22 protein-coding genes and 1 pseudogene are annotated in these 23291 nt (G+C 44.3%); 1 reads left to right on the plus strand and 22 read right to left on the minus strand.

Annotated elements, in window-relative coordinates:
* Window positions 1-35 precede the first annotated feature (35 nt).
* From ELQ35_RS12760 to rpsU, 11 genes and pseudogenes are all read right to left on the minus strand, one after another.
* Window positions 36-446, minus strand: a complete 411-nt coding sequence (locus ELQ35_RS12760; RefSeq protein WP_126865210.1) for a diacylglycerol kinase family protein — start codon at window positions 444-446, stop codon at window positions 36-38.
* The gene (gene ybeY / locus ELQ35_RS12765) at window positions 424-900 is read right to left on the minus strand and encodes an rRNA maturation RNase YbeY (protein ID WP_126865211.1); all 477 of its coding nucleotides are present in this window, start codon (window positions 898-900) and stop codon (window positions 424-426) included. The genes ELQ35_RS12760 and ybeY overlap by 23 nt, the downstream gene beginning before the upstream one ends.
* A complete protein-coding gene (locus tag ELQ35_RS12770; protein WP_246026063.1) occupies window positions 897-3074 on the minus strand; it encodes an HD family phosphohydrolase in 2178 nt (725 codons plus the stop codon). The genes ybeY and ELQ35_RS12770 overlap by 4 nt, the downstream gene beginning before the upstream one ends.
* 293 nt (window positions 3075-3367) lie before the next feature.
* A complete protein-coding gene (locus tag ELQ35_RS12775; RefSeq protein WP_126865213.1) occupies window positions 3368-4330 on the minus strand; it encodes a PhoH family protein in 963 nt (320 codons plus the stop codon).
* Window positions 4331-4333: 3 nt separating this feature from the next.
* A complete protein-coding gene (yqfD, locus tag ELQ35_RS12780) occupies window positions 4334-5521 on the minus strand; it encodes a sporulation protein YqfD (RefSeq protein ID WP_126865214.1) in 1188 nt (395 codons plus the stop codon).
* A gap of 17 nt (window positions 5522-5538) precedes the next feature.
* Complete coding sequence (gene yqfC / locus ELQ35_RS12785) at window positions 5539-5823, minus strand: sporulation protein YqfC (protein ID WP_126865215.1); 285 nt, start codon at window positions 5821-5823, stop codon at window positions 5539-5541.
* A 145-nt stretch (window positions 5824-5968) separates the two neighbouring features.
* Window positions 5969-6409 carry a hypothetical protein gene (locus ELQ35_RS12790; RefSeq protein WP_126865216.1) on the minus strand — a complete coding sequence of 147 codons (441 nt, stop codon included), beginning with the start codon at window positions 6407-6409 and terminating at the stop codon, window positions 5969-5971.
* A 30-nt stretch (window positions 6410-6439) separates the two neighbouring features.
* On the minus strand, window positions 6440-7432 hold the full coding sequence (gene floA / locus ELQ35_RS12795) for a flotillin-like protein FloA (RefSeq protein ID WP_126865217.1): 993 nt from the start codon (window positions 7430-7432) through the stop codon (window positions 6440-6442).
* A gap of 24 nt (window positions 7433-7456) precedes the next feature.
* A pseudogene (locus ELQ35_RS12800) lies at window positions 7457-8218 on the minus strand (NfeD family protein); the annotation flags it as partial.
* Window positions 8219-8447: 229 nt separating this feature from the next.
* The gene (locus ELQ35_RS12805; RefSeq protein WP_126865218.1) at window positions 8448-8894 is read right to left on the minus strand and encodes a GatB/YqeY domain-containing protein; all 447 of its coding nucleotides are present in this window, start codon (window positions 8892-8894) and stop codon (window positions 8448-8450) included.
* 14 nt (window positions 8895-8908) lie between these two features.
* On the minus strand, window positions 8909-9082 hold the full coding sequence (gene rpsU, locus ELQ35_RS12810; protein WP_126865219.1) for a 30S ribosomal protein S21: 174 nt from the start codon (window positions 9080-9082) through the stop codon (window positions 8909-8911).
* A gap of 178 nt (window positions 9083-9260) precedes the next feature.
* Between rpsU and ELQ35_RS12815 the strand changes: the two genes are divergently transcribed.
* Complete coding sequence (locus ELQ35_RS12815) at window positions 9261-10190, plus strand: Na/Pi symporter (RefSeq protein WP_126865220.1); 930 nt, start codon at window positions 9261-9263, stop codon at window positions 10188-10190.
* 116 nt (window positions 10191-10306) lie between these two features.
* Here the strand turns inward: ELQ35_RS12815 and deoC are convergent, their stop codons facing one another.
* The 11 genes from deoC to ELQ35_RS22835 form a co-directional block, all read right to left on the minus strand.
* Window positions 10307-10978, minus strand: a complete 672-nt coding sequence (gene deoC / locus ELQ35_RS12820) for a deoxyribose-phosphate aldolase (protein WP_126865221.1) — start codon at window positions 10976-10978, stop codon at window positions 10307-10309.
* 279 nt (window positions 10979-11257) lie between these two features.
* The gene (gene mtaB / locus ELQ35_RS12825; RefSeq protein WP_126865222.1) at window positions 11258-12610 is read right to left on the minus strand and encodes a tRNA (N(6)-L-threonylcarbamoyladenosine(37)-C(2))-methylthiotransferase MtaB; all 1353 of its coding nucleotides are present in this window, start codon (window positions 12608-12610) and stop codon (window positions 11258-11260) included.
* A 5-nt stretch (window positions 12611-12615) separates the two neighbouring features.
* A complete protein-coding gene (locus ELQ35_RS12830) occupies window positions 12616-13368 on the minus strand; it encodes a 16S rRNA (uracil(1498)-N(3))-methyltransferase (RefSeq protein WP_126865223.1) in 753 nt (250 codons plus the stop codon).
* A gap of 76 nt (window positions 13369-13444) precedes the next feature.
* Window positions 13445-14386 carry a 50S ribosomal protein L11 methyltransferase gene (gene prmA, locus ELQ35_RS12835; RefSeq protein WP_126865224.1) on the minus strand — a complete coding sequence of 314 codons (942 nt, stop codon included), beginning with the start codon at window positions 14384-14386 and terminating at the stop codon, window positions 13445-13447.
* 21 nt (window positions 14387-14407) lie between these two features.
* On the minus strand, window positions 14408-15535 hold the full coding sequence (dnaJ, locus tag ELQ35_RS12840) for a molecular chaperone DnaJ (protein WP_126865225.1): 1128 nt from the start codon (window positions 15533-15535) through the stop codon (window positions 14408-14410).
* 383 nt (window positions 15536-15918) lie between these two features.
* Window positions 15919-17754: a molecular chaperone DnaK gene (dnaK, locus tag ELQ35_RS12845; RefSeq protein WP_126865226.1), complete on the minus strand. Its 1836-nt coding sequence runs from the start codon at window positions 17752-17754 to the stop codon at window positions 15919-15921.
* Window positions 17755-17788: 34 nt separating this feature from the next.
* On the minus strand, window positions 17789-18376 hold the full coding sequence (grpE, locus tag ELQ35_RS12850) for a nucleotide exchange factor GrpE (RefSeq protein ID WP_126865227.1): 588 nt from the start codon (window positions 18374-18376) through the stop codon (window positions 17789-17791).
* A 532-nt stretch (window positions 18377-18908) separates the two neighbouring features.
* Entirely contained in the window at window positions 18909-19940 is a 1032-nt protein-coding gene (gene hrcA / locus ELQ35_RS12855; RefSeq protein ID WP_126865228.1) for a heat-inducible transcriptional repressor HrcA, read from the minus strand.
* Window positions 19941-20025: 85 nt separating this feature from the next.
* The gene (gene hemW / locus ELQ35_RS12860; RefSeq protein ID WP_126865229.1) at window positions 20026-21165 is read right to left on the minus strand and encodes a radical SAM family heme chaperone HemW; all 1140 of its coding nucleotides are present in this window, start codon (window positions 21163-21165) and stop codon (window positions 20026-20028) included.
* 89 nt (window positions 21166-21254) lie between these two features.
* Window positions 21255-23090, minus strand: coding sequence for a translation elongation factor 4 (gene lepA, locus ELQ35_RS12865; RefSeq protein WP_126865230.1), 1836 nt, complete (start codon window positions 23088-23090; stop codon window positions 21255-21257).
* The coding region (locus tag ELQ35_RS22835; RefSeq protein ID WP_221884966.1) for a hypothetical protein at window positions 23083-23291 on the minus strand (209 nt) is incomplete at its 5' end. The genes ELQ35_RS22835 and lepA, both read right to left, overlap by 8 nt.

Raw genomic sequence — 23291 nt, forward strand, 5'->3', positions numbered from 1 at the left:
ACTAGTCTTGAATACCTAATAATCCAAGTGTAAATCTACCGTAATAAAGGAGAAATAACGTAATACATAATACCGAACAATCTAGGCAAAAAGATAATCAGTCCGGTTAACACAGAAAATACCGCGTAAACAAGGACGGCACCGGCCGCTATATCCTTTGCCTGCTTTGCCAGGGGATGAATGTCCCCGGTAATCAGATCGACAGTCCTTTCGATTGCTGAATTCACCATTTCAAGCGTGATGGTACCAGATATAGCAACCAGCAGGAATAGCCACTCCAATCGTGAAACAGAAAAATACCAGCCGAAAAATAAAACTGCACAAGCGGCGGCCAGGTGAATTTTCATGTTCCTTTCCGACTTCACGACTCCCTTGATCCCCTGAAAGGCAAACATAAAACTCTTGTATAAGGGCCGACTTGTTTTAGACTTCTCTTGTAAGCCCATATCGGTTTAATATATCCTTCTGTTTAGTAAACATTTTTGTTTCATCCGACTCATTCATATGGTCGTATCCTAGCAAATGCAAAAAACCATGAAGGGCCAGGAACCCTAATTCACGGTCAAAGGAATGCCCATATTCCTCAGCCTGTTCCTGTGTCCTCTCGATGGAAATGATAATGTCGCCCAGGAGACGTTGGGTTTTAGCACCAACGATTTCGATTTCATCCTCGCCCAGCTCTTCCATCGCAAATGAAATGACGTCAGTGGCGGCATCCTTGCCACGATACTCTTTATTAATCTCCCTGATTCTATCGTTGCCCACAAAGGTGACAGAAAGCTCACTGCCTTCTTCGATCCCTTCATGCTCAGCGGCAAATTGAAGAACACCCTCCACGAGTTGTTTAGCCTCTTCAGTTACTTTTTCCGTTTCGTCCATAAAGTCGATGGTAAAAATCATGGTCTCACCTTCTGTTCTAATTTAGGAAACTCCGGATATTCAATCCTTGAGTGAAAAATGCCATTTAATGTTTCACAGAGTGATTGCTTAACTACACTTAATTCTTTCATGGTTATATCACATTCGTCAAATTGATGGTCATTCATCCGGTCACTGATGATCTTCTCAACCAGTTCCACTATTTTCTCTGGAGTAGGATGAACCATTGATCGGACAGCAGCCTCGACACTATCGGCAATCCCTATAACCGCAATTTCCTTCGTCTGCGCCTTGGGACCGTAATAGCGGTATTCTTCCTCTTTAACATCTTCTCCTTGCTTCAAAGCTTTATGATAGAAAAATTTAAGCAGCGTCGTTCCATGATGCTGTTCAGCGATATCGATAATTTCCTGGGGCATTTTGCATTTTAGCAGCATTTCGGCCCCATCCTTTACATGGGCAATGATGATATCCCGGCTCGTTGCCGACGGAAGTCTGTCATGCGGATTCTCGATATTCATCTGGTTCTCGATAAAAAACTGGGGCCGCTTCGTCTTCCCTATATCGTGATAGTAGCTGCCAACCCGCGCAAGGAGCCCATTTGCTTCGATCGCTTCGCAAGCTGAATCAGCAAGGTTTGCCACCATGACACTATGATGATATGTGCCTGGTGCTTCCGTCAGGATCTTCCTCAGAAGCGGATGATTGGGATTCGATAGCTCAAGCAGCTTAATCGACGAAAGAATTCCGAACCCGGCTTCAAAAAAAGGCAGCAGCCCGATTGTCAGCACAGATGAAGCAACGCCGGAAACGATCGCTGCTATCATATAAAAGAGATATTCCATTTTTGAATAGTTGCCATCCATGATAAACAGGATGGAAAACAAAAGAACTACATTGATAACGGACAACAGAAGTCCGGCCTGCAGGATTTTTGTCTTGAAATTTTTTTTAGAAAGAATGATAATCGCTGCCAGTCCGCTGAACATGATGTATAGGCCGATCGAAAAATCAAGGTTACCGGATACATCGCCATTAAAGATGATCGTTCCAAACGCTCCTAATATAATCGTGATTGCCGCTGCGAAACGCTCATGGAGCAAATTTTTAATCAGCATGGCAGCCATTGCCGCTGGAAAGTAATAGCCCAGATCGACATACTTCAAATCGGAAAAAAGACTGAATATCTTCATCACCGATAGGGAGAGCATCAGCACGAGGCTAAATACCAGCATCTGGGTGACTTTTCTGTCCTCCGTATTATTGCTTAAATAAAAGTAATAGTACAACGCACCAGTGATAAGCGTAAGAAACAGGAATAAACCTAGATAGGGGAAAACAGTCTTATCATTGTTCAAAAATCCGGCCAATTCCAGCTGCCGGTATACTTCACGGTCAATCAGCTGGCCCTCCTCGACAATGATTTGCCCCTGGAGTATCTTAATCGGTTCAATCGTCTCCACAGCTTGTGTCCGCTGTACCTCCGTTTTGTCCTTATCAAAAAAGACGTTCTGAATAATTGCATTTCGCGCAAGTGAAATGGAAGCATTTTTCAGTTCATTATCCAAGCTTGTATACTTCAATTCCTCTTCCGCACGTTTTTTGGCATTTTCGACGTCGGCGGCAGTTATTCTCTGGCTCATGACGTTGTTGACCGCTGTAATTGTCAAATCCTTTGAAATCTTAAGATCGTCTTCATCAGCCTCTACAAGCGCAAGAAAAACGGATTCGGGGATCTCTTTATTTACCTCATCCGTCAGCTTTTGTTTTAACATCACTGTCTTTTCAGCTGGCGTCGCTGTTTTTGATGAATTATTCTCATTTTCGTCTTTCCCGGCCGATTCCGGATCTTCCGGACTTGTTTCCTTCTTGACTTCCAATGCGGAGTCAAAAATCGAAGCGATCAAATCAACTTTATTCTGGGCATACTCTTTTTTTAACGTATAAACATCCGCCACCTGCTGGGTGATTTCTTCTTTTTCCTGTTCCGTTTTATATGTATCCTCCACTGTCTTTGTAGACCTGATCGTTTGTTCAGCAGGCTTTAAAAGCTCAATTTTCACTTTTTCCGGCTTCACATTCGAATACATCATCAAATAAGCGAAAATCCCAAGCACGACAAAGAGCAAAATCTGAAAAAGACGGTTGCCGAGCAAAGCTCTCAGCCGCGTTAAATTAGCCTGAATGAAATTCAAAAATTCCCCTCCTATCAGAAAAGCGGAAGCGCCTTGTTCAGCCCCGACAAGCATAAGACAAGAGCTGTATGGGGAGCGGTCTTCTCCCCATCAGATGATTGGCTTATGACCTCGAGGGGCTAGGCTGCTTGCGCTAGACCCTTTCAAACTTCAAAAAATTGTACTGAATCTTTAGAAAGCGGAAGCGTTTTATCTAATTATGTAAAATGATAACAGTTTTTAAATCAACTTTCATCCTATTATGAAATAAGAAAGAAAAATCCGCCCCAATGAAAGGCGGATCTGGTGACAAACTATTCATTTGCTTGTTCATATGCAGTGATTATTTTCCCAACCAGGGGATGTCTGACAACATCGCTTTGCTCCAGGTATATAAAAGAAAGACCTGGTACTCCTTTAAGAATGTCCTCTACAGCGATCAGTCCTGATTTAACCCCTTTAGGCAGATCAATTTGTGAGCTATCGCCAGTGATTACCATTTTGGAGCCGAATCCAAGCCTGGTTAAGAACATCTTCATTTGTGCCTGGGTCGTATTTTGCGCCTCATCCAAAATGACGAAAGCGTCATCCAGAGTCCTGCCTCTCATGTAGGCAAGAGGAGCGATTTCTATGGTCCCTCTCTCAATCAGCCTCTGTGTATGCTCCATCCCGAACAGGTCATGGAGGGCATCATAAAGCGGCCTTAAGTATGGATCCACCTTTTCTTTCAAATCGCCTGGCAGGAAGCCAAGGCTTTCTCCCGCTTCAACTGCAGGCCGTGTTAAAATGATCCGTTTTACCTGTCCGCTTTTCAGTGCATTTATGGCCATTACTACTGCAAGATATGTTTTGCCTGTTCCGGCAGGCCCGATGCTGAAAACAAGATCATGCTTTTTGATTGCCGAAATATATGTGCGCTGGCCCAGCGTCTTGACACGGATTAATTTTCCTTTTGCCGTCTTGCCAATTTCTTCTTCATATAGCTCACGGAAATATTCTAATGTACCTTTTTTGGAAAGCCCGATGGCATAGATCACATCCCGGGAGCTGATATGAACCCCTTTCCTGATCACAGCCAGCAACTCTTTCAGGATATTTTCTGCATGGATGGCGTTCTCCAGTTCACCCGCAACTGAAATTCCTTCACCCCGGGTAATGATCGATACATGAAGTTCTTCTTCGAGCACTTTTACATGGGAATCCGCATTTCCTAATAAAGCCTGCGCTTCACCCGGCGATTCTAGCTCTAGATTTATTACTTTCAGATCTTCTGGCATTCGTTAGTCTCCTTGAATGATTGGTTGTCCTGTTGCGATATTTTCGATAACCTGATAATGAATTGTTAATTTAACTTTACCACTCTCAGGGATTACCTGCAAAATTTTTTGTCCAATTATTTCAGCATCAACCGGCAATTGTTTTTTGAGGTCAGCTCTGGCCATTTTTCTTGCTTCGTCATACGCTTCCTGATTGGTATACTTACGGACGATTTCCTCTTTGCTTCTTTTCGTTGCCGTTTTATAGGCAATCGGCAGCTCCCATTTCAGAAAATGAAACGTCCTTACTGTGATATCTTTCTCGTACCGCTTGTATCCAGGATCCTGAAAGCCCCACACAGGGATTGAAACGTTCCCAAAGGCGAGATAATGCTTTGTCTTCTCTTCACCATTAAACACCGAGAAGGTAGAATCCAAAGGAACTTCAACGGTCGATTTATACCAGGTTTCACCCTTTATTACACCTTTTGCAGATATAACTTTTGGGCTGTCCTCTTTCCCAATCATACCGGACACGAGCAGCTGCCCTTTATTTACATAGTCGTTGACTTTGATTTTAGGTTGTCCTTTTTCAACAAACATATCAGTGATGATGGCTTTTTTCTTGGCAACAAGATTACGTGGAGACGTCTTTTTTTCTGCCTTTGGCTGCTTTTTATCGACAACTTGAAAATGGTAGGTTGTCCCTTTTAACTCGACACCTATCCAGGTTACGGTACCGATATTATCGGTCAGCTTTCGCTGGATAGTATCGACATCATCGAGTAAGAATTGTACCTTTCCAATTTTAATGCCCATTTGATCCAATTCTTTACGAATGGCGTATTCCGTCTCGGGTTTCGCGTTATGCACCTGTATATCCCACACCATATTGGAAAGAACAAACAGGCAAACTAAAAAAGCAAGGCTTCCCGCCAAAAAGCCGCTGTTTTTCAGCAGTCTCTTGATTAGGAACGGACCTCCTTTCCCGTATAAGAAAGTAACCTTACAATTGCTTTCCCTGACTGTCTCACGCAGCTTTGGTATTTCTTTTAAATCAATGCAGAAGACGACCGACTCAGTCCCGGCACGCTTCACATCCCAAACATGGATGCCCCTTCTCGTAAGGGCATTAATAAGCCTCTCTGAACCCTTTCCATTTGCCTTCACTTTTACATACCCTGTATAAAAGTTTGTCCACTGGTTCTTCATGAGTCTCCTCCCGGTAATCACTCTTTTATAAAAAAAACCTGATCGATTTTGCCTTGAAGCATGATTTCTTCAGGTAAAATCGTTCTGATGACAAATTCGTTCCCCCTGATCAAAAGCTGACCCTTTTTCAGCATCAATCTTACTTCCGTATCTGTAAAGGCAAGCAAGCCCCTGTGGTTTTCAATATAAATATGTAATTGTCCGATCATCGTGATTCTTGGCAGGTCCATCATGACATCTTGTGGAAGGTCTATGGTCCTTACAAGCAGCTTTTTAATGTTTTGCCCCCATTTTGATGCCATAAAAAAGAACCCCCTTTCATCTCAATGTATGAAATGAAAAGGGGTTCTAGCACAGTTATTTTAGGAAAAGCGGAAGCGCCTTGAGTGGAACGTCGACTAACATCCGCCACGTCCTGTGGCGAACCATAAGAAAAGTAAGGCGAGGCTACCTTCTCTTATTCATTCTCGATTTTGGCGGGCCAAGCACTTCCGACATGATGATTCCATCAATCAGTTTTTGGCGGTCAAAATGAAGATTTGGTTTATAATCGGATATTTCGGTTTCCTCAATAGACTTATGATAGATAACAGGACTTTTTGCAGGATCAGGAAGCTTTTGTTCCAAAACATCCCGTGCCTGTTCCAGCTTGACTTCTATATCACTGATTTTCGTCCTTTCTGGCCATTCAGTCTGTTCGTTATGCCGTTTTGCAGGAGCCGATTGCTTTTCCAAGGTTTCTCTTATGACGTCGGGAATTGTCATTCTTCGGTCCCGCCCTGAGGTTTCATCCGTTTTTTTTCTTTTGCCCAGAAAGGTGGAAATAACGCCAATCAAGATAATGATCAAGAGAGAGTTTCCAAATAAAAACTCCAGTAAAGATTCCACAAAAGCCCTCCCTTCGAAGATCCAGATAATTTATTTTTTATCTTTCGGATCCTTAGATACCTTGCCAATCGAATCACGCATATCCGTATCTGCTGATATGTTTTGGATATTCATATAATCCATTACACCGATATTCCCTGTTTTCAGAGCTTCGGCCATCGCTAACGGAACTTCAGCTTCAGATTCTACAACTTTCGCTCTCATCTCCTGAACCCGCGCAACCATTTCCTGCTCCTGCGCAACTGCCATGGCACGCCGCTCTTCAGCTTTCGCCTGAGCGATCTTTTTATCTGCTTCTGCCTGGTCGGTCTGCAAAATCGCACCAATATTTTTGCCGATATCGACATCGGCAATATCAATCGAGAGAATTTCGAAAGCCGTTCCCGCATCCAGGCCTTTTGATAATACGGTTCTTGAAATCATATCTGGATTTTCGAGCACTTTTTTATGATTGCCAGAGGAGCCAATCGTTGAAACAATCCCCTCACCAACACGGGCAATAACCGTTTCCTCACCCGCTCCGCCTACCAGACGGTCAATATTGGCCCGGACAGTAATCCGTGCCTTCGCCTTCACTTCGATGCCATCCATGGCCACACCCGCGATAAAAGGTGTCTCGATGACTTTGGGATTGACACTCATCTGAACGGCTTGCAGTACATCACGCCCCGCGAGGTCAATCGCTGCACTTCTTTCAAATGGTAACTCAATATTTGCACGCTGGGCGGCAATCAAGGCATTCACTACCCGATCGACATTCCCTCCTGCAAGATAGTGGCTCTCAAGCTGATTGGTCGTAACATCCAGACCTGCTTTATGTGCTTTGATCAGCGGATTTACGACACGGCTCGGAATGACTCGCCTTAACCTCATCCCGACTAATGTAAAGATGCTGACCTTTACACCCGCAGCAAGTGCTGAAATCCACAGCATCACTGGCACAAAGGTCAAAAATACAGCAAGTACGATGATTCCTGCAATGATTGCCAAAATTAATAAGATAGTTCCTGAAGTTATTTCCATAGTATCCTCCTCCAATATGAAGTATTACGTTACTTCTCTAACAACGATACGCGAGCCTTCTGTTTTCATCACCTTTACCAATGTACCTTTGGTAATAAAGCTGCCTTCGGTGACCACATCCACCCGCTCATCCTCAATTACAGCGGTACCTGACGGCCTTAAATCGGTCATAGCCCGGCCTTGCTTCCCAATAAGCTCCAATCGATTTTGATTGGACACATAACCTTTGTCGGTATTCGCCTGATCAGTTAATATCATTCTCTTAAAAAAGTTCATTTTCCTATCAAACACCTTTACGTATAGGATAGAGACCAAAATTGATGCAGTCACGGCTACCAGTACGGATACCGCCATATGGATTAAATTGCCCGATGCCATAAACAAACTGCCGATCACAGCAAATAATCCAAGTGCCCCGACAATGCCGCCGGGAAGAAAAAGTTCAAGCACGATCAGAATAATTCCGGCAACAAACAGCCCGACTGTTTCGTAGCCTGCTGTACCGGCAACAAGATGGCCATAAAAGAATAAGATCATGGCGATGATGGCTGCAAGGCCCCAAAGCCCAAATCCCGGTGAGAACAGCTCAATAACAAAGCCCACACTCGCTAATGTTAGAAGCAGCGGAATGATGAACGGGTTGGTTAGAAAGTGCGCCAATTTTTCTGAAAAACCTTCGTTTACGGATTCGTTATCAGTGTTTTCCAGTGCAAGTTCTTTGAATTGTCCCCCTTTTGCCGAAACTGTATGTTCCATTGATTCAGCAAGCACAGCCTCGCTTTTCGTCGAAAAGTAATGCGGCATGATGATGATGGCGAGCGAGATTAATATCAAGCCTGCCGCTGTTTGCCAAATTCGCAAGGAGAACCCTCCTTCCCCATTTTTACCATTCTATTTCTTCTTACGTATCTTCAACCAGAAAGTTACGGTTTATGTAAAAGTTTTCTTGTAAGCTTTACTTTTCTCACTTAAAAAACCGCAGGCAATATAATTGCCTGCGGTTTAGGTTTCGAGTTTAAGATAGATATTGTTGTACTAACCTATTAACTACGGTGCCGTCAGCCTTTCCTTTAACTTTCGGCATTAGAGCACCCATAACTCTCCCCATATCAGCTTTCGAGGATGCATTAACTTCTTCGATTGTTTGTTTTACAATCTCGTTAACTTCCTCTTCTGAAAGCTGCTCCGGCATATATGCCTCAACGTAACCAAGTTCGGTACGAATTTTTTCCACGAGATCGATCCTGCCTGCATTTTCAAACTCTTGGAGGGAGTCTTTACGCTGTTTTAGTTCGCGAGAAAGTACCGTCAATTCTTCCTCTTCTGTCAGATCCTGTTTTCCGGCTTTAATACCTTCATTTTGGAGGGCAGCCTTCACCATTCGGATAACAGAGAGTCTGTCCTTTTCCTTGTTCTTCATCGCTTGTTTCATATCATTATTTAAACGCTCGAGAAGACTCATACTTCCACCCTCTCTTAGAATTTACGTTTTCTGGCAGCTTCAGACTTTTTCTTGCGCTTTACGCTTGGTTTTTCATAAAACTCACGCTTCCTTGCTTCCTGAAGCGATCCTGCTTTCGATACAGTACGTTTGAAACGACGAAGAGCATCTTCAAGCGATTCGTTTTTACGAACGGTGGTTTTAGACATCTCTTTCCCTCCCTCCGGAAACAACACACTAACTCATAGTTGGCAACATGTTGTCACATGTACTTAGTTATTATAATATAAGCGAAATCGGAGGTCAACTATATTATCAGTTTGACATTTCAAAAAACAGGCATGTCCCCATGTACCTATCCATAGGATTATCACAGGGGGGAAGACAATGCATGAGCTTATTCTTTTTGTTCTATACCTATGTATTTTTTTAGCAGGAATGGCCGTACTGCGGATAGGTTTATTCAATCTTTCTGGTGAATCGTTGAAAGCGTTCCTCTCGAAGGTGACAAATACCCCGTGGAAGGGCTTTATCGTCGGGACATGCATAACGGGAATCCTGCAAAGCAGTGCAGCAGTGATGGTGATGACAATAGGTCTTGTTTCAGCGGGCTCCCTGACTTTTCCGCAAACAATCGGAATCATATTGGGATCGAACATCGGCTCAACCTTGACTGCCGAATTTATGACATTCTCATTTGACAAATGGATTGTTCCCGGAGTGATTAGCGGGGCTCTTTTATGTTTTGTCCCAAAGAATGTGTGTAAAAGCATCGGCATATCGCTGATTGGACTTAGCGCGATTTTTGCGGCAATGAGCGGATTCAAGCAAATGGCAGGGCCTATTTCGTCTTATTCCACCGTTCAAACCTTGACTGACAGTATGGATCGAAATATCCTCATTGCTCTTTTAACTGGCCTGGTCATCACCGCTGTCATCCACTCCAGCTCCGCTACAATCGGGATCTCGATGAGTTTCTTAGCCAGTGATGAATTGACTGTTTATGCTGCGATTGCGATCATGCTGGGCTCCAATATCGGTACATGCATCACGGGATATATGGCCAGCTTCGGTTCGGGCAATGAAGCCAGATTCACCGCCTATGCCCATATTTGGCTGAATGTTCTTGGCGTGCTTGCTTTTATTCCATTCATCCATCTGTTGGAAGATGCAGCAGCCCATTTCACTCCAGATAAAGCGACACAGTTGGCCCACGCAAGTGTTTTGTTTAATGTGATAACGTCTCTGATTGTACTGCCGTTTTCGAGGCAGTTTGCGAAATTGATTCATATCATCCATAGACCTTTGAAAACATAAAAAGAAGGTCAGCTAAAAAAAATCGCTGACTCGACTGTATCGCAATGAGATTCCGGGTAATCATCCAGAGATCTTGCTACGCTCCAGTTGGATGATTGCCCGGGAAAATATCCGAATCAATAATCAGAATCAGCAGCCAAGCCTTTTACGATGGAAACACCGGCACTTGCACCAATCCGTGTTGCCCCAGCTTCGATTACTTTATTGGCGTCTTCCGTATTACGCACACCGCCGGAAGCTTTAACCCCGATTTTCGGTCCGACTGTTTTCCTCATAAGCGCTACGTCTACCGGTGTTGCGCCGCCTGTTGAAAACCCTGTTGAGGTTTTCACATAATCAGAGCCCGCTTTAACCGAAAGTTCACATGCACGGACTTTTTCCTCTTCTGTTAATAAAGATGTTTCTATGATTACTTTTGTCAATGCTTTTCCTTTCGCCGCTTCAACAACAGCGTGGATATCCCTCTCGACAAGCTCATTATCTTTTCCTTTAAGAGCTCCAATATTGATAACCATATCGACTTCCTGTGCTCCGTTCTCAATCGCATTCTTTACTTCAAACGCCTTTGTTTCCGGAGTGTTAGCCCCCAGTGGGAAACCGATAACCGTACAAACCTTAACATCAGTGCCTTGAAGCAGTTCGCTTGCATACTTCACCCAGGTTGGGTTAACACAGACAGAGGCAAATGTATACTCCCTGGCTTCTTCACAAAGAACCTTTATTTGATCTTTTGTTGCATCTGCTTTTAAAAGTGTATGGTCGATGAAACCGGCAACATTTTGAACCATTATAGCATCTCCTTTCAACACGGCAAATAAGTTGTCCGTACCTCTCAATAATATCATGTTTAAGCAGGTTATACGAGCCTGTATCACAATAAATTCTGCAATCAGAAGATGCGCTTTTTTAGAGGCAATATCAAATATATAAAGAAGTATTAAAAGAGGTATTATACTCTTCCAAGGATTTTAAGAACTGGATCATCACTTCTCCGGTTTAGCTTGGTTTTCTTTGAATCTCTAACACCCTTGGTGGTGAAACAGTAGGTTGTTCTTTTTTCCAGGCAGTCAGTTCGCGGCTGCCTTCAACTCTGCAGCATCCTTGACGACCGTCACAAATTGGCCTTCATTATACGGGTATCCCGCCTTTGTAATCTTCACCTTCACGATTTCGCCGACCATTTCTTCATCGGCTGGAAATACCACCTTTAAATAGTTATCGGTATATCCTTCGTAGAGGCCGCTTTCCGGATTTTCCTTAAAGCGTTCTTCAGGGATCACTTCCAACACTTCTCCGTCAAATTGAGATGAATATTCTTTTGCAAGCTGATCAGAAAGGGCTATTAACTGATGCACACGCTTGTTTTTAATTTCTTCGTCAATTTGGTCTTCCATTCTCGCAGCGGGAGTGCCTGTCCGCTTAGAATATGGAAATACGTGAAGCTCGGAAAACTTGTACTCGTTAATAAAGTTATAGGTTTCCATGAACTCTTCTTCCGTTTCACCAGGGAAGCCGACAATGACATCAGATGTGATTGCAAGACCCGGCAGCGCCTTTTTAAGTTTGATTAAACGATCAGCGAAAAATTCCATCGTATATTTTCTTCTCATCCGCTTCAATACTGTATCAGATCCGGATTGGATTGGGATATGAAGGTGTCGTACAACCTTTTCGGAATTGGCCAGCACTTCAATAACCTCATCGGAAATCTGGCTCGCTTCGATTGAGGAAATACGGATCCGTTTCAACCCTATAACCTGTTCTTCTAGATCACGCAGAAGCATGGCCAGGTTATAATCTTTCATATCTTCGCCATATCCGCCTGTGTGAATTCCGGTTAACACGATTTCTTTATAGCCCGCATCGACAAGCTGCTGCGCCTGGCGGATAACTTCTTTCGGATCACGCGACCTCATCAATCCGCGTGCCCATGGGATGATACAGAAGGTGCAGAAGTTATTGCAGCCTTCCTGGATTTTCAAGGAAGCACGTGTACGGTCGGTAAATGCCGGAACATCCAGCTCCTCGTAGACGCGGTTCTTCATAATGTTGCCAACACCGTTGATTGGCTGGCGTTCTTTTTTATACTGTTCGATATACGGGAGCATTTTTGTACGGTCCTGGGTTCCGACCACAATATCCACTCCAGGAATCGCCATGATTTCAGCAGGTGATGTTTGGGCATAACAACCAGTTACAGCGATAACGGCATCTGGATTTTTGCGGATGGCGCGGCGGATAACCTGCCGGCTCTTTTTGTCGCCCGTGTTTGTTACCGTACATGTATTGATCACATAAACATCAGCTGCTGATTCAAATTCGACACGTTCATAGTCTTCTGATTTGAATAGCTGCCATATCGCTTCTGTTTCATAATGGTTTACTTTGCATCCTAAAGTATGGAAAGCTACAGTAGCCAATTTGATCACCTCAATAATTCTAATTGGTAGGAAACAGCAGATAAAGTATAAAGCGGCGCTGTTTCCGTTCTTAATATTCTCGGCCCAAGTCCGCAAGCCATGAAGCCAGCACGGATAAGCCTGTCAATTTCATTTTGGGCCAGGCCGCCTTCTGGTCCGAACAAAAACAGGAGTGACTGGCCTGGTTTTATCCCTCTCAAGACGGAAGCAAGGACTCCTGTTTCCCCTCGTTTGGCTTCTTCTTCAAACGCAATCAGCTTGTAGTCATAGGCGTCAGAGTATAGAAGCAATTCATCCATTGTTTTAGGTTCTAAAACAGCTGGCATTACAGTCCGATGCGATTGCTCAGCTGCTTCCTTTGCGATTTTCTGCAGGCGCTCTTGTTTTTTGGCTGCCTTTTTCTGGTCCCATTTCACAACAGAACGAGCCGCAATAAAAGGGATAAATTCAGCTGCACCTAATTCTGTCCCTTTTCGAATGATGTACTCCAGTTTATCCCCTTTAGGCAGACCGCTCACAATTGTTACCTTCACCGGTAGCTCTTGTGTTTCATTCTTCCATTCAATAACAGTTCCTACAACCGTATCATTCGCAATTTCGGTGATTTCACAGAGCGCAGTCTGTTGGTTATTTATTACACAGATCATTTGATCTCCCGGTTCCATCCGCATCACTCTTGTAATATGATGGTAATCCTCACCTGAAATTCTTATCAATTTATCCTCAAAATCATCCTCCTGTAAAAAATAACGCTGCACTATGGCACCTGCTTTTCTCAATTTTATAAGGAAAATGGCGCAGCATCATCCATGGATAATGAGCGCCTCATATAGACTATTGATTCCTTTTCGCAATCAGGGCTACCCAATCTTCCATGAGAATGGTTTCCTCAATCGTAAATCCGGACGCAGTGATGGCATCCTTCACTTCTTGCTTTTTTGGCTGGATGATGCCTGATGCAATGAAGGATCCGCCGGGTTTAACGACCGCCGCGACCTCATCTGTAAAGCGGACAATCACCTCGGCAAGAATATTGGCAACTACAACGTCAGCCGACCTTTCAACTCCATCCAATAAGTTGTTCTGTGATACGGAAACTACATTTTGCACTTTATTCAGCTTTACATTCAGCTTCGCGGAAGCAACTGCTACTTCGTCAAGGTCCAGGGCAGTAACGCTCTGTGCCCCGAGCATGGCAGCCGCGATGCTGAGGACTCCCGACCCGGTCCCAACGTCGACGACAGAATCGCCCGGCTTAACCGTACGTTCCAATGCCTGGATGCACATGACAGTAGTCGGATGTGTACCGGTTCCAAACGCCATTCCAGGATCGAGTTCGATAATGAGCTCGTCGCTTGAAACCGGCTCGTAATTTTCCCAGGTGGGGACGATGGTGAACCTTTCAGATATTTTAACCGGGTTATAGTATTTTTTCCAGGCTGTGGCCCATTCTTCTTCATTTACTTCGCTAATAGAAACTGAATTCCTTCCAAGGTCAATATTAAATAAAAGCAAATTATGAATCGCTTCCTTAATCTCGTCTACCGTTTCTCCAAGAAAACTGTTTACAGGCAAATAGGCTTTTACAATAACTCCCTCATCCGGATAGTCGGCAGGATTTAGCTGATAGATTTCTCCAAAGACGTTTTCACGTTCCTTGAACAGATCATTGGGGTCTTCAATGACAACGCCGCTTGCACCCGCCTCGTGCAGGATATTAGAAACGGGCTCAACCGCTTCATTTGTCGTATGGATCGCAATTTCAGACCACTTCATAATCTTCCACTCCTGTTTCAATTAGTCACCTTTAAATGCTCGTTTCACTTTTCCAAAGAAACTTTCTTCATGTTCATCAGGCACTTCCTGGCCGCTGATTTCTGCGAATTCTCGAAGCAGCTGTTTTTGTTTGTCTGTTAGTTTCCTTGGTGTTACGAGCAGGGTAACGACATGCTGATCCCCCTGGCCATACCCTCTGACATTCGACACGCCTTTTCCTTTTAAACGGAATCTTGTTCCTGTTTGGGTGCCAGCAGGGATTTTCAATTTGACTTTCCCATGCAACGTCGGCACTTCGATTTCATCACCAAGGGCCGCTTGTGCAACTGTGATTGGCATTTCACAATAAATGTCATCGCCATCACGTTCAAAGAACTCATGGGAGCGGACACTAAAGACCACATATAAATCTCCTGACGGGCCTCCGTTGACTCCCGGTTCTCCCTGTCCAGATACACGTAGCTGCTGCCCATCATCGATTCCAGCAGGGACCTGGACTTGGATTTTCTTGCGTTTTTTGACTTTGCCTGCACCGCCGCAGGTCGAACATTTTTCAGGAATGATTTTCCCGGTTCCCTGACAATAATGACAAGTCCTTCTGTTGACAATCCGTCCAAGCGGGGTATTCTGTTCTACACTCAGCTGTCCAGTTCCATGACAATGTGAGCATGTGTTTACTTTTGTTCCAGGCTTGGCACCAGTACCCTTACATGTATCGCAGTTCTCTTCACGCGGTATCTCGATTTCCGTCTGTTTTCCGAAGACGGCTTCCTCAAACTTCAAAGGCATTGTATATTGAAGGTCAGCTCCCTGGCGCGGGGCGTTTGGATCTCTTCTTCTTCCGCCTCCTCCGCCAAAGAATGTGCTGAAGATATCCTCAAAGCCGCCAAAACCGCCGCCGAAGTCCTGTCCACCGCCAAAGCCCTGATTCGGATCGGTATGGCCAAATTGATCATATTGAGCTTTCTTTTGATCGTCGCTCAGTACATCGTATGCTTCCGTAATTTCTTTGAACTTATCAGCCGCGTTCGCTTCCTTGTTAATATCAGGATGATATTGTTTGGAGAGCTTGCGGTATGCTTTTTTCATTTCATCTTTTGAAGCGCCCTTCGACACGCCAAGCACTTCATAATAATCGCGTTTACTCATTACTAAATCCACTCCCGGTTCGTTTCACATAAAGATAATTCTATCACTTTTTTAAAATAAAGTGCAACAAGAAAAGCACAAGCGCCTAAAAGGAACGTCGACTAAAATCCGCCACGTCCTGTGGCGAACGTCGACGTCAGCGCATCCTGCGCAAGTCCGACAGGCGTAAGACAAGCAGCTGTATGGGGAGCGGTTTTCTTCCCATCAGATTATTGGCTTATGACTTCGAGGCCGACACGTCCTTATGTCTTCGTCGGCACTAGCACGTCCTGTGCGTCGGGGCTAGGCTGCTTGCACTAGACAACCAAAAAAGCCAAAGCCAAGAAATCCTGACTTTGACTTTTCCTGAAAAACAGGTGAATGTTTCTCTTTACAAAGCTGTCTTATTTTTTTTCGTCATCATTCACTTCAGTATATTCAGCGTCAACGACATTATCATCCTTTTTTTCCTGGCCAGGCTCGCTTCCGGCTTGTGCTTCCTGAGCTTTAGCAGCTTCTTCGTACAGCTTGACCGTTAGGTTTTGAACGATTTCGTTAAGCGCATCTTTCTTTTCGCGAATCTCGTTGATATCATTTTTCTCAATCGCAGCTTTTAGGGCATCCTTCGCTTCGTTAGCATTCGTAACTTCTGCTTCATCCACTTTGCCTTCAAGGTCTTTCAATGTCTTTTCCGTTGTGAATACAAGCTGATCAGCTTCGTTGCGAAGTTCTACTTCCTCTTTACGGCTTTTGTCAGCTTCCGCGTTTTCTTCAGCCTCACGGATCATGCGATCGATTTCATCATCAGCAAGTCCAGATGAAGATTTGATCGTAATCGTCTGTTCTTTGTTCGTGCCAAGATCTTTGGCACGTACATTTACGATTCCGTTTTTATCAATATCGAATGTTACTTCAATTTGCGGAATGCCGCGCGGTGCCGGCGGAATGTCGCTTAATTGGAAGCGGCCAAGCGTTTTGTTGTCGGCAGCCATTGGCCGTTCCCCTTGCAGCACATGAATGTCAACCGCGGTTTGATTGTCGGCAGCAGTTGAGAAAACTTGTGATTTGCTAGTCGGAATTGTTGTATTCCGGTCAATCAGCTTAGTGAATACGCTGCCCATTGTTTCAATTCCCAAAGAAAGCGGCGTAACATCAAGAAGAACGACGTCTTTTACGTCACCCGTTAACACGCCACCCTGGATTGCTGCACCCATGGCGACAACTTCATCAGGGTTCACGCCCTTATGAGGTTCTTTTCCTACTTCCTTACGGATTGCATCCTGAACAGCCGGAATACGAGTTGATCCCCCGACAAGAATGACTTTATCGATTTGGGATGGTGAAAGACCTGCATCGCTTAACGCCTGGCGTGTTGGTCCCATTGTTCGTTCTACAAGACTGGATGAGATTTCATCAAATTTAGCTCTTGTTAAAGATACATCCAAATGCAATGGTCCTGCATCCCCGGCTGTGATGAAAGGCAGGGAGATCTGTGTTGAAGTCACACCGGAAAGATCTTTTTTCGCTTTCTCAGCAGCATCCTTCAAACGCTGCAGCGCCATTTTATCTTTTGATAGATCAACGCCATTTTCTTTTTTGAACTCAGCTACAAGATAATCAATGATAACCTGGTCAAAGTCGTCACCGCCAAGTCTGTTATCGCCGGCAGTTGCTTTTACTTCGAATACACCATCCCCTAGTTCCATGATCGAAACATCGAATGTACCGCCGCCCAGGTCGAATACAAGAATCGTTTGGTCTTCCTCTGTTTTATCCAATCCGTAAGCAAGCGCTGCAGCAGTTGGTTCGTTGATGATCCGTTCAACTTCCAAGCCTGCAATTTGTCCGGCATCCTTGGTTGCCTGGCGCTCCGCGTCATTGAAGTAAGCAGGTACAGTGATAACTGCCTTTGTTACTTTTTCGCCGAGGTATTCCTCCGCATAAGACTTTAAATATTGAAGAATGATGGCAGAAACTTCTTGTGGAGAGTATTCTTTTCCTTCCATTTCTTCTTTATGGTTTGTACCCATGTGGCGTTTAATTGAAATGATTGTATTTGGGTTTGTAATGGACTGGCGTTTGGCAACTTCACCAACCTGTCTTTCGCCGTTTTTGAATGCAACGACAGAGGGAGTGGTGCGGTTTCCTTCCGGATTCGGAATTACTTTCGGCTCTCCGCCTTCCAATACAGAAACACAAGAGTTTGTTGTACCTAAGTCAATACCAATAATCTTGCTCATCTTTTTGCTTACCTCCAATATATTTATGTAGGAATTATTCGTTCACTTTCACCATTGCAGGACGAAGGACACGGTCTTTAAGCATGTATCCTTTTTGCAATTCCTCAACGATAACATTTGAATCGAAACTCTCGTCCTGAACCTGCATGACAGCCTGGTGTATATGTGGATCGAACTCTTTCCCAACAGCCTCGATCGGTTCAATGCCTTCTTTTTTCAATGCATCCAGTAAGCCTTTATGCACCATGTCCATTCCCTGAAGCAAAGATTTCGTTTGCTCAGTATCCGGCTCAATTTGAATCGCTCTCTCGAAATTGTCAAGAGCTTGCAATAAGTCTGTTGCCAGACTTTGGGCTCTATATTTTTGCGCCGCCTCCATATCCAATCTGGCACGGCGTCTGGAATTATCAAAATCAGCCTGTAATCGAAGATAACGGCTATCCATTTCTTCAATTTTTGCCTCGAGTTCAGCAATTTCCGGCTGTGCCTGATCCATCTCGAAAGACTCTAGTGCTTCCTCTTGAGAACCTTCTTCTGTCACATCGCCCTCAGCAAAAATCGGCTCTGCTTCGATTTCTTCAACAGTATCAGTTACGTTGTCAGTTTTTTTATCTTCAGTCACTACTATCACCTCCCTACAAGAAAAGCGCAAGCGCCTTGAAAAGAACGTCGACTAAGAGCCGCCACGTCCTGTGGCGAACGTCGACGTCAGCACATCCTGTGCAAGTCCGACAAGCATAAGACGAGCATCTGTATGGGGAGCGGTTTTCTCCCCATCAGATGATCGACTTATGACCTCGAGGGGCTAGGCGCTGGAGCTAGACATCAGTTCACATTGAAAAAGTTATACTTTCTTATCCTACAAGAAAAGCGCAAGCGCCTTGAAAAGAACGTCGACTAAGAGCCGCCACGTCCTGTGGCGAACGTCGACGTCAGCACATCCTGTGCAAGTCCGACAAGCATAAGACAGATCCCGAAAGAAGGCGTTCTTTGCCTTCTGTAGGAAGCTGGCTTATGACTCGAGGCCACACCGGTCTAAGTTCAAAAACTTATACGTTCTTTCCCTACATATTAATTATTGCTGTCAAAGCTTTCCGCTCTGTGATGTCCTCGGATTCTGAGTGAAGTCCGGCACCCTAACAATATTGCCTTTACTATTCCTTTTGATACAGCTTCGTCAAAAGCGCAGTCAAATCGGTTGTGATGAATTGGAGCAGGCTGATCACCCGTGAATACTCCATTCTTGTCGGTCCAAGAATTGCAATCGTGCCAACCTGTTCCGGACCCACGGAATAAGTAGCCGTTATCAGACTGCAGGCTGCAAGTGCTGAATTATTATTTTCCCGGCCGATTTTAACATGAATGCCGGCTGGATTTCGTTTCATCAAATCATACAGACCCTTTTCTTGTTCAATCATCGCTAAAAGTGATCTTACTTTATCAATATCATGAAACTCTGGCTGGCTCAGCATATTCGTCTTCCCGCCAAAAAAAAGCTTTTCAGGCTTTGACAGGTTCAATGTGTCTGAAAGTGTTGCGATAACGGCATCATAATTATGAATATGCTGCTTGAGCAGCATCGCTACTTCCTTATAAATCTTGTCTTTCAGTTCCATCAGCGGAACACCGGCAAGACGGTCATTCAGTATATTCGCCATTTTTTCGACTTCATTAACATCAAAAGAAGGCGGCAGCGAAAACACTTTATTTTCGACATGGCCGGTATCTGTAACAATGATTGCTATTGCTGTCTCTTCGCTTATAGGGACGATCTGGATTTTTTTCAGCTTATGGTCCTTAACTTTTGGTCCGAGGACGATCGCCGTATAGTTCGTTAGTTCAGACAGAATTTTCGCCGACTTCTGAACAATCTTCTCCAGTTCGTAAATACGTTCGGCAAATACCGATTTTATCATTAGCATATCATTGGACTTCAATGTCTGCGGTGACAGCAAATGGTCTACATAATATCTATATCCTTTTTCTGAAGGGACACGGCCCGATGAAGTGTGGGTTTTTTCAATGAACCCAAGTTCTTCAAGATCCGACATCTCATTGCGGATCGTTGCCGAGCTAAAGGTGATTTCATCCTTTTTCGACAGGCTTCTTGATCCAACGGGCTGAGCATAGCTAATAAACTCATCGATAATGACCTGAAGTATTAATAACTGTCGTTCAGTCAACATCTTTGATCACCTCTGTTAGCACTCTTGTTTGGCGAGTGCTAATACTATTAATAAATTATCAAATGACGCCAATGATGTCAACGGTTTAGATTATTCCTAAAAAAGATTGGAACACTTCGTTTCCAAGCAGCCTGCCGCGCTCTGTAAGGCGTACAAAACCGCCTCCCATTTCAATTAGCCCCCGTTTTCCCTGCTCTCTGAGCGGTTCCGCAAAAATGTCTGTCATTTCAATGGAAAATTTCCTTTTGAATGTTGCCAGGGAAACCCCTTGCGTTTTTCTCAAGCCCAGGAACATTTCTTCTTCCATTTTTTCAGCCTTGGGAACAAGATGTTCTTCCAGAAGGGGCAAATCTCCATCCGACAAAGGAACAATATATTTCTTTATCGGCCCGTAGTTAGCCACCCTCCTCTCGGAAATATAGCCATGGGCACCGGCCCCAAAGCCAAAATACTCCTCATTGTTCCAGTAGGTCAGGTTATGGCGGCTTTCAAAACCGGGTTTTGCAAAGTTGCTGATTTCATATTGATGTAATCCGCGTCTTTTCATACTCTCCATCAGCCGTTCATACATGCTGGCTTCAAGTTCCTGCGGCGGCAATTGTAATTTTCCCTTTTGCATCAAATTATAAAATACCGTTTTCGGTTCGACAATCAAGGAATAGCTTGAATAGTGCGGCAGACCAAGTTCGAGAGCCTTATCAAGCGTATCGACAAAATCGTCCATTGTCTGGCCCGGAAGACCGTAAATCAAATCAATGCTTATGTTGGTAAAGCCCGTTTTTTGTGCCTTTTCGATCGTTTCATATACATCAGCTGCCCGGTGGGTCCTGCCAATTTTTTTCAGCAATTCATCGTTAAAGCTTTGGACCCCAAAACTGAGACGGTTTACACCAGCCTCATAAAGGATGGCGAGTTTTTCTTCTGACAGATCGCCCGGATTCGCTTCAAATGTAAATTCAACAGAGTCGCCAAATGGCAGCGTTTCGTTTATCGATTGACATAGAAATTCCAATTGTCGCTCATTTAATGAAGTTGGGGTTCCGCCACCGACAAAAATCGTTCTCAGCCCTGGCTGAGGATATTTATCTAGGGCAATCTGCATTTCTTTTTTTAGCATAGTCAAATACTGATCAACAGGCTGTCCTTGAAGGAATACTTTATTAAAATCACAATAGTGGCATATATGCTCGCAAAACGGGATATGGATGTATGCACTTTGTATCATTTATAACACGACCTTTTATCATTTTTGCAATTAGAAAAAGAGGCTAGTTATCGAAAAACGATAATTCTAACCTCCTTATTATAGCGGATTTATTTTTTTGGTGTTGTATCGTCCATTTTCAAAACAGCCATGAAGGCTTCCTGCGGCACTTCTACAGAACCTACCTGCTTCATGCGCTTTTTACCTTCTTTTTGTTTTTCGAGCAACTTCCGTTTCCGGGAAATATCTCCGCCGTAACATTTAGCGAGCACGTTTTTCCGCATGGCGCTAATCGTGGACCGTGCAACAATTTTTTGTCCGATTGCCGCCTGGATGGGCACCTCGAATTGCTGTCTTGGAATTAACGCTTTAAGCTTTTCTACAATTATTTTTCCTCGGTCATAGGCAAAATCACGGTGTACGATAAAGCTTAGAGCGTCGACGGTTTCACTGTTAAGAAGGATATCCATTTTGACCAGTTGGGACGGTTTATAGCCAATCAGCTCGTAATCGAAGGAAGCATATCCTCTCGTATTGGACTTCAATTGGTCAAAGAAATCATAAACGATTTCAGAAAGCGGGATTTCATAGACAATGCTGACACGCGTTTCATCCATATATTGCATATCAATGAATATGCCCCGTTTGTTCTGGCAGAGCTCCATGATCGCTCCAACAAATTCATTCGGGGCCATCATCGAAGCTTTCACGTACGGTTCTTCCACACGATCGATTTTTTGCGGATCGGGCATATTGGATGGATTATCCACTTTGATCTGTGTTCCATCGGTATTGATGACATCATAGATAACACTTGGTGCAGTGGTAATTAAATCAATCTTGAATTCACGCTCGATGCGCTCCTGGATAATTTCCATGTGAAGAAGCCCAAGGAATCCGCAGCGGAAACCAAAGCCTAATGCCTGGGAAGTTTCCGGTTCGAATTGAAGCGCCGAGTCATTAAGCTCAAGTTTTTCGAGTGCTTCACGCAAATCATTGAACCTCGAGGAATCGATTGGATATAAACCGCAATAAACCATGGGGTTCAATTTTCGGTATCCGGGCAACGCTTCTGTAGCGCCATTTTTTGCATTGGTGATTGTATCCCCAACCCGCGTATCGCCGACATTCTTAATTGCTGCCGTCAGGAAGCCTACATCACCAACCGTCAATTCGTCGTGCATTTCAATTTTCGGCGTGAATACACCAACATCGGTTACTTCAAATTCTTTTCCGGTAGCCATCATTTTAATTTTGTCGCCTGGTTTCACGGATCCTTCCATGACACGTATGTAAGCAACTACTCCTCGGTAGGCATCATATATCGAGTCGAAAATCAGCGCTTTTAACGGTGCATCCGGATCCCCTTCAGGAGCCGGTACAAGTTCCACAATCTGTTCCAAAATTTCCTCGATGCCGATGCCTGCTTTTGCAGAAGCAAGGACCGCCTCTGAGGCATCCAGGCCAATGACTTCTTCAATTTCAGTTCTGACGCGTTCCGGATCAGCGCTCGGTAAGTCGATTTTATTAATAACCGGAATAATCTCTAAATTATTATCCAATGCCAGGTACACGTTCGCAAGCGTTTGTGCTTCAATGCCCTGCGCCGCGTCGACTACCAGCACGGCCCCTTCACAAGCAGTAAGGCTTCGGGACACTTCATAAGTAAAATCGACATGTCCGGGGGTATCAATAAGATGGAAAATATACTCTTCTCCATCCTTAGCCTTATATTTTAATTGAACGGCATTTAATTTAATCGTAATCCCACGCTCGCGCTCCAAATCCATTGAATCCAACAGCTGGCTTTTCATTTCACGTTGAGCCAGGGCGTTCGTTTTCTCTAAAATCCGGTCAGCCAAAGTGGACTTTCCATGGTCAATGTGAGCAATAATCGAAAAGTTGCGAATTCTTGATTGCCTGTTCAGTTTTTCTTCCCTATTCATAACGTTCACTCCTACTTCTCGACACAAATACACTATTTTTGATTATATCAGTACAGAAAGCAAGATTCAACACGAAAAGCGCAAGCGCCTTGAATAAAGGAACGTCGACTAAAAACCGCCACGTCCTGTGGCGAACGCCGACGTCAGCGCATCCATGCGCAAGTCCGCCAGCATAAGACGAGCAGCTGTATGGGGAGCGGT

Source organism: Peribacillus cavernae (assembly GCF_003989135.1).
Classification (GTDB): domain Bacteria; phylum Bacillota; class Bacilli; order Bacillales; family DSM-1321; genus Peribacillus; species Peribacillus cavernae.